8 protein-coding genes are annotated in these 13871 nt (G+C 60.0%); all 8 read right to left on the reverse strand.

From position 1 onward, the window contains the following. Positions 1–21 precede the first annotated feature (21 nt). The 8 genes from VJU77_04240 to tgt all read right to left on the reverse strand — a co-directional run bounded on the left by VJU77_04240 (position 22) and on the right by tgt (position 13857). On the reverse strand, positions 22–3651 hold the full coding sequence (locus VJU77_04240; GenBank protein ID HKP02553.1) for a P-loop NTPase fold protein: 3630 nt from the start codon (positions 3649–3651) through the stop codon (positions 22–24). Positions 3652–3791: 140 nt separating this feature from the next. Beyond that, positions 3792–6296: an ABC transporter permease gene (locus VJU77_04245; GenBank protein ID HKP02554.1), complete on the reverse strand. Its 2505-nt coding sequence runs from the start codon at positions 6294–6296 to the stop codon at positions 3792–3794. Positions 6297–6315: 19 nt separating this feature from the next. Beyond that, positions 6316–8814 (reverse strand): ABC transporter permease, encoded by a 2499-nt coding sequence (locus VJU77_04250; protein ID HKP02555.1) that lies wholly within the window; start codon positions 8812–8814, stop codon positions 6316–6318. 142 nt (positions 8815–8956) lie between these two features. Beyond that, positions 8957–10279 (reverse strand): PQQ-binding-like beta-propeller repeat protein, encoded by a 1323-nt coding sequence (locus VJU77_04255; GenBank protein HKP02556.1) that lies wholly within the window; start codon positions 10277–10279, stop codon positions 8957–8959. Further along, a complete protein-coding gene (locus tag VJU77_04260; GenBank protein ID HKP02557.1) occupies positions 10276–10989 on the reverse strand; it encodes a hypothetical protein in 714 nt (237 codons plus the stop codon). Before VJU77_04260 ends, VJU77_04255 begins: the two co-directional genes overlap by 4 nt. A gap of 27 nt (positions 10990–11016) precedes the next feature. Continuing rightward, on the reverse strand, positions 11017–11244 hold the full coding sequence (locus tag VJU77_04265) for a hypothetical protein (protein ID HKP02558.1): 228 nt from the start codon (positions 11242–11244) through the stop codon (positions 11017–11019). 231 nt (positions 11245–11475) lie between these two features. Beyond that, entirely contained in the window at positions 11476–11673 is a 198-nt protein-coding gene (locus tag VJU77_04270) for a hypothetical protein (GenBank protein HKP02559.1), read from the reverse strand. Between the two features lie 117 nt (positions 11674–11790). Beyond that, positions 11791–13857, reverse strand: a complete 2067-nt coding sequence (tgt, locus tag VJU77_04275; protein ID HKP02560.1) for a tRNA guanosine(34) transglycosylase Tgt — start codon at positions 13855–13857, stop codon at positions 11791–11793. Between the last annotated feature and the right edge of the window lie 14 nt (positions 13858–13871).

The following is a 13871-nucleotide window of genomic DNA, read 5'->3' on the forward strand; positions in this document are numbered from 1 at the left end:
GCGGAACGAAGGCCAAAATAGCTAAAACGAGAAGCGTCCGACACGGTCGATCCACCACCGCCAATCCACCGGGGTTACCAGCCCCAAGGGTAAATTCGTCCCGGTGCGAATCGCATTGTGCAGTTCCGCAAACTCCGGAACTGCCTGTAATTCTGGCGGCGGAGTCGTCCGCCACCCATCGTCTTTCTGCAACGCCGTAAACAGATCGCGCGCCAGTGCCGGGAACCCCGCCGCCACGGCAAGCAGCAGCATTGCTGGGCGGCAGCGTTCCGCCATGTCCGCGCCAGGCGGCAGTTTATCTGCTGGTAACTCATCGAGCCCGGCACGCACCAGGCGATACGTATTGAGTAATCGTTTCACCGCCCGCGGCGTCCGGATAAAAGATGCATACTGCTGGAGCGCTTCGATCTCCTTCGAACTCAGCCGCACGCTCTGCGGTGGAGGGTCGGCGGAAGGCGTCAAAGAATCCGCGACGTTTCCCGTCTTCTTTTCCACGAACTCTTTCGGCTCAGCGGTGGCCCGCCCATTCGTGGGCTTCGAGTCTGCGGCCGCGGAAGTTGTTGATTGGCGTGGTGGGGGCTCCGCACCGATTTCAGCGACCGCCGCTGAGCCTGCGCCCTTGTCTTCCTCCGTGAATTTGGTGAGCTCGACGACCAACTCGCGATAGCCTGTGTCCTCCATTCGAGGCAGATGAAACGGCACGTGAAAGATCTTTTCCAGGTAGTCCAACGGAGTCGCCGATCGCTCTCCCGCGATCGCCGTCGTCGCTCGCCGATGCCTACCGGACTTCTCGTCGAGGAGCTCCGGATAGTGCTGGCGCAAGCTGCGTTGTAGCCATCGCGGATCCACCGCTACCACCACCACGAAGAGCGGAAAGGCAAGGAGCAGGTGCACAGCCTCCAACACCTCCACTACCCGCTTTGCCGGACACCGATCCAAATCGTCCACATACAGGATGATCCTGTCCACTGCTGCTTCCAGTGTCCCCTCCACCTTCGGCTCCATTCGTCCTTCCGTATGTATCTCCGCGAAGAGATTACTGAGTGTCTCAAAGTCCCGCCGGACCAGACTTACGAGCCCGAGATGCTTGCGATAGTCGTCGGCTTTGGCCCGATCCCCGATAAACTTCAATAAGCGGCGTTCCGGCTCCTGCTCCCGGAGCTCGTCTTCTAACGCGCGCACGCGCGCCTGCGCATCGACCAATCCCTTCTCAGCTGCGTTCGTCACCACCTCGGCCGCTTTCAGTGCATCCCGCATTCCCACGATTTCCGGCGTTTCAGCTCGCTTCTTTATCGCCGCCGAAAGGCGACGGTCGAGTTGCTCGGCATTCCCCAAGTACTTCTGCGCTCTTTGCGCCCAGAACGCCAGACATGCTCCAACGGTCGTCAGCCACCCGCTGACTGCCCCCGTTATGCGTCCTACCTTTTCCATCCCTTCATGCCAGCTCCCAAGCACATGCCCCACTGCGCTGCCGAGGAAAGGCACCACTACGAGCGCCGCCACGAGGACGATCACCGTTCGCGCCCGCCGCTCTGGGCTAAACGCGGTTTCCCAGAGCACCTGCGCGCGCACACCAAGCGAGCGCGTTTGCGCGATTTGTGCCCGCAGCCCTGTGGCCGATGTTTCCAGCTCGCCCCAACCAAGCCGCTGGCATAATTCCCCCCAACTCCGCATCAACTCCTTACCCTCTGGAGTTTCCTTCACGATCTCGATCAGGGCCCCCGCCTCATCCAACTTACCCGCCAGCGTCAGTCTTTTCTTATCTCGAACCTTCTGCGCTTTCCAGAGCTTCCACCTCGCCAGTCGCTCGGTTACCTTCGCGCGCCGAACTTCATCTTTCGCCTTTGCCGCAGCTCCCTTCTCCGACTCCAGCTTCCTCAACAGCTCATCCTTCTTCTCCTTCGGCGTCTTTTCGTCGCGGTCGATACTCTTGAAAAGCTTCTCGAAGATCTCCGTCACCAGACTCGCCCAGAGGTTGGCATCCAGGTAGTGCCATGCGTTGAATGGCACAGTCACCACCCGCTGGCACCACGGTGAGCCCGCTCGATTCGCCTGCGCCCGCATTTTCTCCCGAAGGAGCCGCATAAAATGCGTCTTTCCCGTGCCCCAGTCTCCAAAGAGTCCCAACGAAAGCGGTAGCGGGGTTTCTCTCGCCCCCATCATTTCCGCCAGGTGTCGGGCATAATCACCCAGCTTCAGTGCATCCGGCACTGCTGTCTCCTTCCCCGCGACTTCCGGCGGCGGCACATCGCTCTGGAAAAGTGCAAACGAGCGCCGGCTCACGTGCAATGGCGCTGGCGAAGGCGTGGGCGCTATTTCTGGTTGCGGCAACTCACGCCGCAGACCGCGCTTCCGGAGCGTGTCAGCCGCGGGAGCGTCAACCGACAGTACACCAAAGAGCAAATGGCGTGGCAGGACAGCGTGGGTTTTTTCTGATCGAGCCAAAACGAGGCCAAAGCCCAGGCCCGCCTTGGCGCCGCCGGACAGCACTGGCAGCGCTGCCGCTTCGCCGGATTCAATGCGGATATTCTCGAGAGTAATCGGAATCTTAAACTCGCTCTGGTGCAAAATTGACAGAAGCTCCGGCAAATCAATTCTCGCTTTTTTAAAAGCCTCTAATACGAGGGGATCGTTACTTTGATGGAGCGCCGCAATGAGATGCTCGGTATGCACGTGCCGCTGCTTAAGCATTTTGCGGAAGGCGTTCGCCCATCCCAGAATGCGACGCGAACCCGCGGAAAACTGATCAATGGTAAGGGGTGGAGCGTCTATGCTGTTAGCCGCGGGATCTTTTTGCTGGGCTGCTTCGGTGGGCTCCTGCGTTGAAGTGGTAGAATCCCCGGGCAGTTCCTCCAACGCCTCCTGGCGGAACGAGGCTTCGGCAGCGCTTAGTTGGGCGATCATCCTCCGTGCCTCCTCTGGGAGGTCCGCCTCCGTCCTAAACCGATTCCGAATTTGCCGCTGATCGCTCGCTAAAGCCTCCGCTACCTCTGCCTTCTGGTCCGGGAGCAAACTTCCCTCCTGCGATTGAAGGATTTCCGCCACCATGTTTCTCGAGGTTAGCTCAACGCCCCACTCACGTAATAGCGCATCATCTCGCTCCTCCTGGGGCTCAGAAGTCGCCTCGTCGGAGATACGGGCGCCCTCCCGCTCTTCGCTCTTATGATCCCTCCGGGGTGGTTGCGTTTGCTGAGGATGGGGCATTTTCTCATCGCGAAGCTTCGCGAGAACAACGCGAACAAATTCCCTTATCTTCTGGTGTTGCGTCTCTGCTGGATAGCTATTCAGTGGCCGGGTCTCATCGAAGATCATGCTGTTGGCCACACCTGGGAACTTGCGCCAATCGCACTCCTCTACCACAAGGGAAAAAAGCGGCACTCGAAGCTGTTGGAGGTGCTTGACGTCCTCTCGCACCACCGGCGAGTTGAGGCTGTGAGACGAGAGCACGAGGATAGCTCCAGCGGCTCGCTTCTGCGCTTCCTGTATCTCCGTATCCCAGTCCGACCTTAACGGAAGACTTTCTCTGGACGACCAGATATTGAAGTCCGATCCTGCCTGCGCTTCCAATTCGCGATGAAACCGGTACCACAATTCCGCGTCTTCGTCCGCTGCAGCGATGTAGATGAGCCGTGGGGAGGAGGGAGCGTTCATACCGCGGCGATAGTGAGATCCGGTTGTGGCGCGATCCGGGACGCTTCGGCTCTCAGCCACCGCCTTAACCACGAGAGTCTAAATACTCCTTCGGGCTCGCCGTCAATCTCAAAGCGGCGAGCCTAATGAGCTCGGCCCGACTACTCTGCCCGCAGCGCCACCATCGGGTTCACCCGGGTGGCGCGGCGGGCGGGGACAAAGCAGGAAATCGCGGCGACGAGGGTGAGCAGGCCGGAGACGACGAGGTAAATGGTGGGATCGAGCGGCTTCACTTTGAACAGGATGTTTTGCAGGGCGGCGGCCATGAGCACGCCGAGCAGGAGCGCGGCCGCGCCAACGCCGAGAACGAGACCAATGCCCAGCTGCCAGGCGCCTTGTTGCATGACCATGCTGAAGATGCGCTTCGCGTCGGCTCCGAGCGCCATCCGAATGCCGAACTCCTGCGTGCGTTGATTCACCGAGAAACTCATGACGCCATAGAGGCCGACGCCGGATAGAATGAACGCCACGACCCCGAAGATGCTGAAGAGAGTCGCGATCACGCGATTGCCGGAGAGGATGTCGTTGTGGAACTGCGCGGGCGTCCCGGGGAAATAGGTGGGCAGATTTGAATCGATCTCGGCCACGGCTTTGCTGAGGAGCGGGCCAAGGGTGTCGGCGCGCAGACCGCCCCGCGGCCTGACGACCACGGTCGCGAATTGGGTGGCCGGCGAGGCGCCCAGCAGCGGCATGTAGAAGCCAGCCGCTTCCGTCTTCTGGTCGAACGGCCCCTGCATCAACGTGTCGGGCACGACGCCGACGATGGTGCGCCACGGTTGTTCCTTGCCGGGATTGAAAATGCGCAGCTGATGTCCAATCGCGCTTTGCTGGCCCCAATGTTTTCGAGCGAAACTCGCGTTCACCATCGCGATTGGTTGTTTCGCGTCGCTGTCCTCGATGGTGAAATCGCGGCCCTCGCGAACCGTCAGGCCAAGCGTGGCAAAATAGCCGTCGGAAACGGATTCGAAATTGCAGGTCGGACGATCGCGGTCGGTGAGATAACTCTGACCATCGACCTCGTATTGTCCGCTGGGCGCGAAAGTCATCCGGAAACGGTCCGTCATGGCGGCGGCTTCGAACTGCGGATTCTGGCGCAACGCCCGCACCGCCCGGGTGAAGAAACCGCGGCGCGATTCTTCGTTCGGGTAGGTTCCTTCCATCAGGGCGAGGCGCGCCGCATAGAGGCTGTTCTCGTCGTAACCGTAGTCGAGCTTCATTTGATTCCGGATCGATTTGATCTGCAACGTGGCCGCGATGAGCAACGCCGCGGTCAATGCGATTTGGCCCACCACCAGCACGCGCGTGATGACGTTGACCAGCCGGCTGCTGTTCCCGCGGCCGCCTTCTTTCATCACTTCAGCGGTATTGCCGCGTGAGCTGAAAAAGGCGGGCAGCGTACCGGAGACAAGGGTCGCGACGAGCGTGAGCCCGAGGGTGAAGGCGAGCACGCGTCCGTCGATTGTAAATTTCCACCAATAGGGCGGCGGGAATGGCGCGGCTTTCACCACTTTGTCGAAGCAGTCGACACCCCAGTAAGCGAGGGCCGAACCGGCGAGCGCGCCCAGGATCGCGACGATCAGGTTCTCGGTCAGCATTTGCCTGACAAGTCGCCAGCGGGTTGCGCCCAGCGCACCGCGAATCGCCAACTCCTTCGCGCGCAGGGCTGCCCGCCCAAACTGCATGTTCATCACGTTCACGCAGGCGATCAGCAACACCACGATGACCGCACCAAGCATGGCCCAGACGATCTGGCGCGTTTGCACGCCGGTGAAGGCCTGGATCAGCGGCAGGACCGCCGCCGAGGTGAAGTTCTGGTTCGTCTTCGGATTGTCAGCGGCAATGTTGCGCGCAATCGCGATCATCTCCGCGTTCGCCTGGTCGAGGGTAACCCCGGGTTTCAACCGGCCCATCACCGCCGGGGCGCGGGCGTTCGCGCCGAGGAAAAGTTCGCCGCGCGGTGTGGGTGGCCACTCATTGTAGAGCGGCGTCCAAAGTTCCTCTGAGACCGGGAACTCAAAGCCGGGCGGCATGACGCCGATGATGGTCGCGGCTTTGCCGTTAATGGTGACGCTCTGGCTGACTATGTTCGGGTCGGCATTAAAATCGCGGCGCCAGATTTTGTCTCCGAGGATCGCCGTCTTCGGCGCGCCGGGCTTGTTGTCTTCCGCGGTGAAATCGCGGCCGAGGACCGGCGACACTCCGATGATCTTGAAGATCTCGTCGGTCACGTACGCCCCGGTGTAACGCTGCGGGTTATTGTTGTAGGAGACGTTGATGGTCGAGCCATTGAGATAGCCGGCCATCATCGCAAACGACTTCTGCGCGGCCTTGATGTCCTCGTAATCCTGGGCCGCGGGAATATTGCCATTGCCGAAGTTGTTGCTTTGATCGCTCCCTTTCGGGTCGATCAGGCCGACGCTGACGAGCTCTTCCGGGTGCGGAAACGAAAACCCGCGCAACACAATCGCGTTGACCACGGCAAACTGGGTCATCGCCCCGCCAATCCCGAGGGCCAGGACCAGGATGGCGAGAATACAAAACGCCTTTTCCTTGAAGAGAATGCGCAGCCCGACCCGGACGTCCTGCCGAAAAGTATCGAGAATCATTCGGTTGCCTCGAGCCGCGTTATTCGGTTCGCAACGCGACCATTGGATTCACCCGGGTGGCGCGCCGCGCCGGGACGAAGCAGGAGATGGCGGCAACCAAAGTAAGCAGGCCGGCTACGACGAGGTAAATCGTCGGGTCGAGCGGCTTCACTTTGAAGAGAATGTTTTGGAGCGCATTGGCCATGAGGACGCCGAGCAGAAGAGCCGCGGCGCCGCCGCCGAGTATGAGGCCGATGGCGAGCTGCCACGCCCCTTGCTGCATTACCATGCGGAAAATTCGTTTCGCATCGGCGCCGAGCGCCATTCGGATGCCGAATTCCTGTGTGCGCTGATTCACCGAAAAACTCATCACGCCATACAGACCGACCGCCGAAAGCGCGAAGGCCACCACGCCAAAGATCGTGAACAGATTCGCGGTCAGGCGATTCACGCCGAGGATTTCATCATGCAAACGCGCGGGCGTTCCCGCGAAGTAGGTCGGCAGATTGGAATCCAATTCCGCGATCGCTTTGCTGAGGGTCGGTCCCATGTTCGCCGCGACCGCTCCCATCCGGGGACGCACCACGATCGTGCAGAATTGAGCCGCCGGCGTTCCCGCCAGCAACGGGATGTAAAAACCGATTCCGTCCGATTGCCCATTGAAGGGGCCCTGCATGAGCATGTCGGGCGCGACGCCGACGATCGTGCGCCATGGCTCCGGTCGAGCCGGATTGAAGCTCCGCACCTGGTGACCGAGCGCGCTTTGATTTCCAAAATATTTGTGGGCAAAGCTCGCGTTCACGATCGCGACCGGCTGTTTGGTATCGCTGTCTTCGATTGTGAAATCGCGGCCCTCGAGCAGCTTTAAACCGAGCGTCGTGAAATAGGCGTCCGAGACCGACTCGTTTTGGCCGCGCGGCCGGTCCTTGTCCGTCACATAGGTCTGGCCATCCACTTCGTACTGGCCGCCGTTGGCGAAGGTCATCCGGAAGCGATTAGTCATGGCCGCACTCTCAAACGCCGGGTTGGCGCGCAGCGCCCGCAACGCCCGCACGAAGAATTGATGCTTCGCGTCGTCGGTCGGATAATCGCCTTCCATCAATCCCATGCGCGCGCTGTAAACGGCGTTCTCATCGTAGCCGTAATTCTGGGTCGTCTGGTTGCGGATGGATTTGATCTGCAACGTCGCCATGATCAGCAGCGCCGCCGTCAGCGCGATCTGTCCAATGACCAGAACGCGCGTGATGACGTTAACGAGCCGGCTGCTGTTGCCGCGTCCGCCTTCCTTCATCATCTCGGCGGTGTTTCCGCGCGCGCTCAGAATCGCCGGCACAAATCCGGAGAGCAGGGTCGCGACGACGACGATGGCGAGCGTGAAGATGAGGACTTTGCCGTCAATCGTGAACTGGACCCAGTAAGGCAACGGGAACGGCAGCGCGTTGGTGGTGCGAACCAGGAGATTGACGGCCCACTCCGCGAAGAGGATTCCAACCGTTCCGCCCATCGCCGCGAGGAGAAAACTTTCGGTTAACATCTGGCGAACCAAACGCCAGCGAGTGGCGCCGAGCGCGCCGCGGATCGCGAGCTCCTTCGCGCGCAACGCGGCGCGGCCGAACTGCATGTTCATCACGTTTACGCAGGCAATCACCAGCACGAGCGCAACCGCCCCGAGCATGGCGTAAATTGTTCCCCGCAGTTGGGGGCCGGTGAATGAATTCAGCAAGGGCTGAACCCTGGCCGCGGTCAGGTGCTCGTTCGTCTTCGGATTGTCTTTCGCCATTCGTTTCGCGATTGAGGAAAATTCGGCGTTCACCTGGTCGAGCGAGACGCCATCCTTCAGGCGGCCAATCATTTGGGGAGCGGAATTGTTCGCCCGGGGGTCTTCGCGAGGAACCAACGGAAACTCGTTGTAAAGCGGCACCCAGAGTTCTTCCGAGATCGGGAACTTAAAGCCCTGCGGCATCACGCCGATGATCGTCGCCGCCTTGCCATTAATCCGAACCGATTGGCCGACGATGTTTGGGTCCCCGCCGAAATCGCGCTTCCAGATTTCGTAGCCGAGGAGCGTCGTCTTCTCGGCCCCCGGCTTGTTGTCATCGGCGGTAAAATCGCGGCCCATGATCGGCGCCACGCCGACGATCCGGAAAAAGTCCTGGGTGACGTAAGCGCCGGTATAACGCTGCGGGTTATTTTTGTAGGTAACGTTGATCGTCGAGCCATTGAGATAGCCCGCGGTCAACGCGAAGGAATTCTGGCCGGCCTTGAGATCTTCGTAGTCCGCTGCCGTTGGGATGAAACCCTGGCCGAAATTATTCTGCTGCGGGTTCGCCTGCGGATCGAGAATCCCCGCGCTCATCAATTGCTCCGGATGCGGGAAGGAAAATCCGCGGAGGACGAAGGCATTCACGATGGTGAACTGGGTGGTCACGCCGGCTATGCCGAGCGCGAGGACGAGGACAGCGAGAAGGCAAAACGCCTTTTCCTTGAAGAGAATGCGGAGACCAATCCGGACATCCTGGCTGAAGGTATCGAGGATCATAATGGCTGACTTGAGTTAGGGTTGAAGGGCGCTTCGAAAATGAGATGCGGCCAGAGGCCGGAATGGATTCAAAAATTGCAACCGGCGCCCCACTCTGAATAAACGCCGCCGCCCGGGGCATTTGTTCAGGCTGCCGCGCCGGCTATTCGATGGCATAAAGGTTCCCATCGGTGCTCCCGAAATAGACGGCGCCGTTCATGACCAGGGGCGTGGAGAAGATCGAGCCAACGTCAGCCTGCTGCCGATCGATCCCGACGATCGGCGCCTCACGCCAGGACGAGGTAAAGAACATCGGCTCGTTAAACTTCCGGTCGCTCGTCAGGATCCATCCCTTGTTTTGCTTTGACGCTTCCGTCTGGAAATCCCAGAGCGGATCGCCGGTTTTGAAATCGCGCGCCTGGAGGGTCCCGTTGAGCACGCCGATCAGCACGACGTCGCCGGCGACCACGGGCGAGGAAAACATGTAGGCCTTGTCCTGTTGCTTGATCAGGCTCTTGCCGGTCGCCGCTTCGACGATGTGGAACAGGCTCGAATCGGAGGTGCCGAAGACGACTTTCCCGTCAACGACCGCGGGCGAAACGATCACCCAGCTCAGGTCGTTGAACATTTTCCACTTCTCTTTCCCGGTCGCCGCGTCGAGGGCATAGAGATGCGCGTCGCGGCAACCGACATAAACCACGCCGCCAACGACCGCGGCGGAGGACTGAAATCCGACCTGGTTGTGGATCACCGGATCCTCCCCGCCATGAAACTTCCACTTTTCTTTCCCGGTGGCCGCGTCGACCGCGTAAAAATAGCTGTCCCAGCTTCCGACATAGAGAACGCCGTCAGCATACGCCGGCGAAGAATGAACCACGTCGCCGGTCTTGAATTTCCATTTCAAATCACCGGTCGCGGCGTCGAGCGCGTAAAGATTTCCGTCGCCGCTGCCGAAATAAACCGCTCCCTGCGCAACGACCGGGCTGGACAGATAAACGTCGAATTGGTCCGCGATCGTCTGCGTTTTCGGCTGCAGTCCGTGAATTCCTTTCGCCTCGAATCGCCGCTCGCCTTCCGTGGCGAACTTCCATTTGATCGCGCCGGTCTTCGCGTTCAAGGCGTAGAATTTTCCGTCGTAGCTCCCGGCGAAAACCATTCCGTTCGCAATCGCCGGCGTGCAGGGCACCGGGCCGCCCGTCGTCCGCTTCCAAATTTGCCGGCCGTTCTCTGAATCGACGGCGTAAATGTTCCCGTCGTCCCCGCCGAAGTAGAGAACCTTGTTGTCCCAGACCGGGGAAGAAATGATTCGGTCGCCAGTCGGGAATTTCCACTTCACCCGATGGAACTGCCGCGGCGCGGCTTCTTTGGTCGTGCCCGAATGCGCGGGATCGCCGCGGAACATCGATTGCGAGTGGGCGGACAGGGCCATGGCGACGGCGCCAAGCCCGACGCCAAAGCGAAAAATGGCGACCCAGAACCTTTTCATGGAGTCGGCCGCCGCAGGGTCAGCGGCGCTTCCAGCGTTCCCTGGCTCAGCGTTCCCTTGAGTTCCCCGGCCGCTTTGTTGAATCGTCCTTCAAAAGTGATCCCGAACTCCTCCGACTTCACCGTCACGAAATCGTCGTCCTGCGTTATCAGGCTGACGGGGACGTTGTTCACTTTCTTGCCCACGATGGTGAACTCCAGGGCCGCGCCTTCCGCGGCGCGATTCGAAAATTTCATGGTCGCATGTCGCGCGTAGCCCATCATTTCGTAGTCGCCCTTCCATTCGCCCTCGAGCTCCTTCACTACCGCGGTATTCTTCGGCGGCAGTTCCACCTGGGCCGGACCTGTTTTCGAGAGGGTGAAAGGCGCGCTGTTTCCGCCCTGCCTAAAGGCGCCGGCCAGATGGCCGTCCGCGGTGAGATGGGCCTGGAGTTCCGCTTGGCCAGCTCGTTCGTTACCGAGCGCGCCTTTGATCGTGAAAAGCAGGTCGCCGCCCCTGGGCTTGCGGTCGACAAGCGGCGCGCCTTTCACTCCGAATCCCGGAACAATGATCGAGCCGGTCCATTCCTTCCCATCCTCCTGAGAGAGATCGACGATGAGCTTCAGCTCGTGGCCGGGAATTTGGACAACGCCTTCCCACCGGCCCGCTGCGCTTTCCGCCGCCTGGCAGAGCGCGGCGGAAGCGATAAAGATCGTGGCAAATAATCGCAACGGAGTTCTCCTGAACTTCGCTGTCGATTAGGATTGCTGTGTATTCGCGCTTTGCGCGATCGACGTCGTGTGGATCAGTCCGGCGACCGGAACGGTGAACGGTTGACGCGCCGCCTGGTAGATCGAAAAGACCACGCTGAGAATGAAGACAAAGTAAGCGGCATTCTCGAACACGCTGCGTTCCTTTTCTTCGGAACGAACGATTAACGCGTAGGTCGATTCGAATCCTTCGGTGGAGTGAGTATTCGTTTTCATGGGTTAGGTAGGTTGATGACGACCCCCTTATGCACAGCCCATGCCAGCGGTGTTCGGCGGTTTATAAATATCTTAACTAGAGCTAGTTACGAATAGAGCCCGCAGGCAGCGATCGTGTTTACCGTTTCGCGCCCGGGAAATTTCCGTTCCGAATTTGGGACGAAAACAGACCGCAAAAAAAAGCGCGAGGGCATTAAACCCTCGCGCTTCGCTTTAACCAATCGGTCGGAATTACATGTAGTTCAACGCGCCACAACGCCAGCACGTGAACCAACGCCAATTACTGTGGACGTAGTTTCCCGCGCCGTCGTTCCAGCACGTGTAGAGTAGATTCCTGCGGCGACCGCCTACCTCATTGGAATCGGCGTCTTTTTCAGTACCGCCTCCGCCCTCCTGGTCCGGCTTTTTGCCTGCTGCTTCATCAGCCATAACGTTATCCTCTCTTTTTGGGTTTTGTTTGTTTGCTGCCACATCATTCCGTGTGACGGCGGATCGCCAGTTATGCCGATTGCCGGTTTCTTAAGCAAGTCCGTTGTCGCCCGAAATTTACGTGGTGAGAGACAGACGTTTGGGGTCCGCGGATTTTGTGAATTGTTCGTGCCCGCGAATCAGTTTTTCGAAGGAGGAACGCTGGTCGGAGGCGATTTCCTCGGGAAACTTTGCGGCCGAACGGTCCCATTTCAGGAGCCAATCGCGGGAAAGCATCTCCCGCTGCTGCCCGATCGGGCTGTGAAAAGCCGCCGGAGTGAGGGCGATCGTCGTTTCCAGTTTTTCACCGGCGTTGCGTCCCCGCGCGACGAAGAACCCGGCGGCGAGCAGGGCCACGCGGTTCGCGGTGGAGCACGTGTAGGTGAAGAGTTCCGCGGCACGTCCCGCGCACGCGTTGAAGACGCGGCGAAACGTCGTCACGGTCCACTGGTCGCCCGAGGTTTTCGTCGAAAACATGTCGTAGAAAATCAGGTCTGGCGGAGCAGGAGCCTTGGCCATCACCTCGCGGAAATCTCCGGGGACGAGGACCCAGCTCAAGCCCGGATACTGGCGCGATTGCCACCGGCCGTCGGCGAGAATGGCCGCCGGTCCACTGTGCCGCAAATAGGGAAAATCCCGGTTGTGACGGAAGGCGAGCCGGAGCGAGTCGAGGTCGTTTTCAAAGCTGATGATCTGCAGCGGACAGACCGGACCCAGGCCGGCTTGCTCTTCGTAGCAGGAGATCGCGGCCATCGCGTTGGCCGCGGCGCCCAGGCCAACATCCCAGATGACGAGCGGCTCCGCGTTCTCCTCTCCTGTAACCGTGAGCCGGTCGGCCAGGTGGGATTGCTCGATATAAAGCTGGCTCGCTTCCACCATCGGCGCCGTGCGTGAATGCATGATCTCACCGGACGAAATCTGGCGGATGCTGGCGAAACCTTCCCACGCCTGGTGGACCTCGTAATCTCCCAGCTGCCGAGACTTTCTCCGTTTGGATTTCTGCTCGCGAATCGGATTGTCCAGGTCGGATTCGTGGAGGAACGCCCGTTTGTCGCGGTAGAGATCGAGAAATTTTCCAACCAGGATGCTCTCGCGGATTTCGCGCATGAGCTGATGGTAGAAATGCAGGTTGTGCTTCCCAAGTAATTGCCAGCCCAGCGTCTCGCCCGTTTTGGTGAGGTGATGCAGGTAGGCGCGCGAATAACGGCGGCAAGTCGGACAGGTGCAGGCGGGGTCAAGCGTTTCATTGGCAAATTTGTAAACACCCCGGCGCATTTGCAGAAACCCGCGCGAGGTAAAGACCGCGCCGCGTTGCGCAAGCTGTGTCGGCATGATGCAATCGAACATGTCCACGCCGCGATGGACCGCTTCGAGGATGTCGAGCGGCGTGCCCACCCCCATCAGGTAGCGCGGTTTATCCGCCGGCAGCAGTTCCGCGGTGAATTCGCACGTCTCCTCGCGTTCGCTTTTGCTTTCACCGACCGCGAGCCCGCCGATCGCGTAGCCATCGAACGCCATTTCCCCAAGGTGGGCCGCACTTTCCCGCCTCAGCTCGGGAAAGAGCGCGCCCTGGACGATGGCAAACATCGATTGCGGGGAATCGCCCCGCGCCGCCAGACTGCGAGCGGCCCAGCGATTCGTAATTTCAACCGCCTCTCGCGCCGTCCCTTCATCGGCGGACGACGCGATGCAGTGATCCAGCGCCATCATGATGTCGCTGCCGATCGCCTTTTGCGTTTCGATGCTGACCTCGGGACTGAGCAGAATCGTGCGCCCGTCCAGGTAACTTTGAAAAACCGCGCCCTCTTCGCTCATGGAACGGGAATGAGGGAGCGAGAAGATTTGGTATCCGCCGGAATCGGTCAGGACCGACCGGTTCCAGCTCATGAATCCATGGATGCCTCCCGTGCGCCGAAACACTTCCGGCCCCGGCCGGAGAAGCAGGTGATAGGTATTTACCAGCAGAATCTGGGAGCCGGCGTCCTCGAGGGTTTGCGGTAACTGTGCCTTCACCGTGGCCTGGGTGCCGACAGGCATGAAGAGGGGCGCACGCACCTCATTGTGCAGAGTCCGAAAGGTCGAAGCCCGCGCTCGCGATCCGGGAGCCGTGGCTTCCAGGCGAAAGTTGAGCCGGGAGTGATTCATGGGTGCTGCGTTGC

This window comes from Chthoniobacterales bacterium (genome assembly GCA_035274845.1).
Classification (GTDB): domain Bacteria; phylum Verrucomicrobiota; class Verrucomicrobiia; order Chthoniobacterales; family UBA10450; genus AV80.

Excerpts from the sequence above, each read along its gene's own strand:
- VJU77_04240 (HKP02553.1), bottom strand. The coding sequence starts at position 3,651 with ATGAACGCTCCCTCCTCCCCACGGCTCATCTACATCGCTGCAGCGGAC.
- VJU77_04245 (HKP02554.1), bottom strand. The coding sequence starts at position 6,296 with ATGATTCTCGATACTTTTCGGCAGGACGTCCGGGTCGGGCTGCGCATT.
- VJU77_04250 (HKP02555.1), bottom strand. The coding sequence starts at position 8,814 with ATGATCCTCGATACCTTCAGCCAGGATGTCCGGATTGGTCTCCGCATT.
- VJU77_04255 (HKP02556.1), bottom strand. The coding sequence starts at position 10,279 with ATGAAAAGGTTCTGGGTCGCCATTTTTCGCTTTGGCGTCGGGCTTGGC.
- VJU77_04265 (HKP02558.1), bottom strand. The coding sequence starts at position 11,244 with ATGAAAACGAATACTCACTCCACCGAAGGATTCGAATCGACCTACGCG.
- VJU77_04270 (HKP02559.1), bottom strand. The coding sequence starts at position 11,673 with ATGGCTGATGAAGCAGCAGGCAAAAAGCCGGACCAGGAGGGCGGAGGC.
- tgt (HKP02560.1), bottom strand. The coding sequence starts at position 13,857 with ATGAATCACTCCCGGCTCAACTTTCGCCTGGAAGCCACGGCTCCCGGA.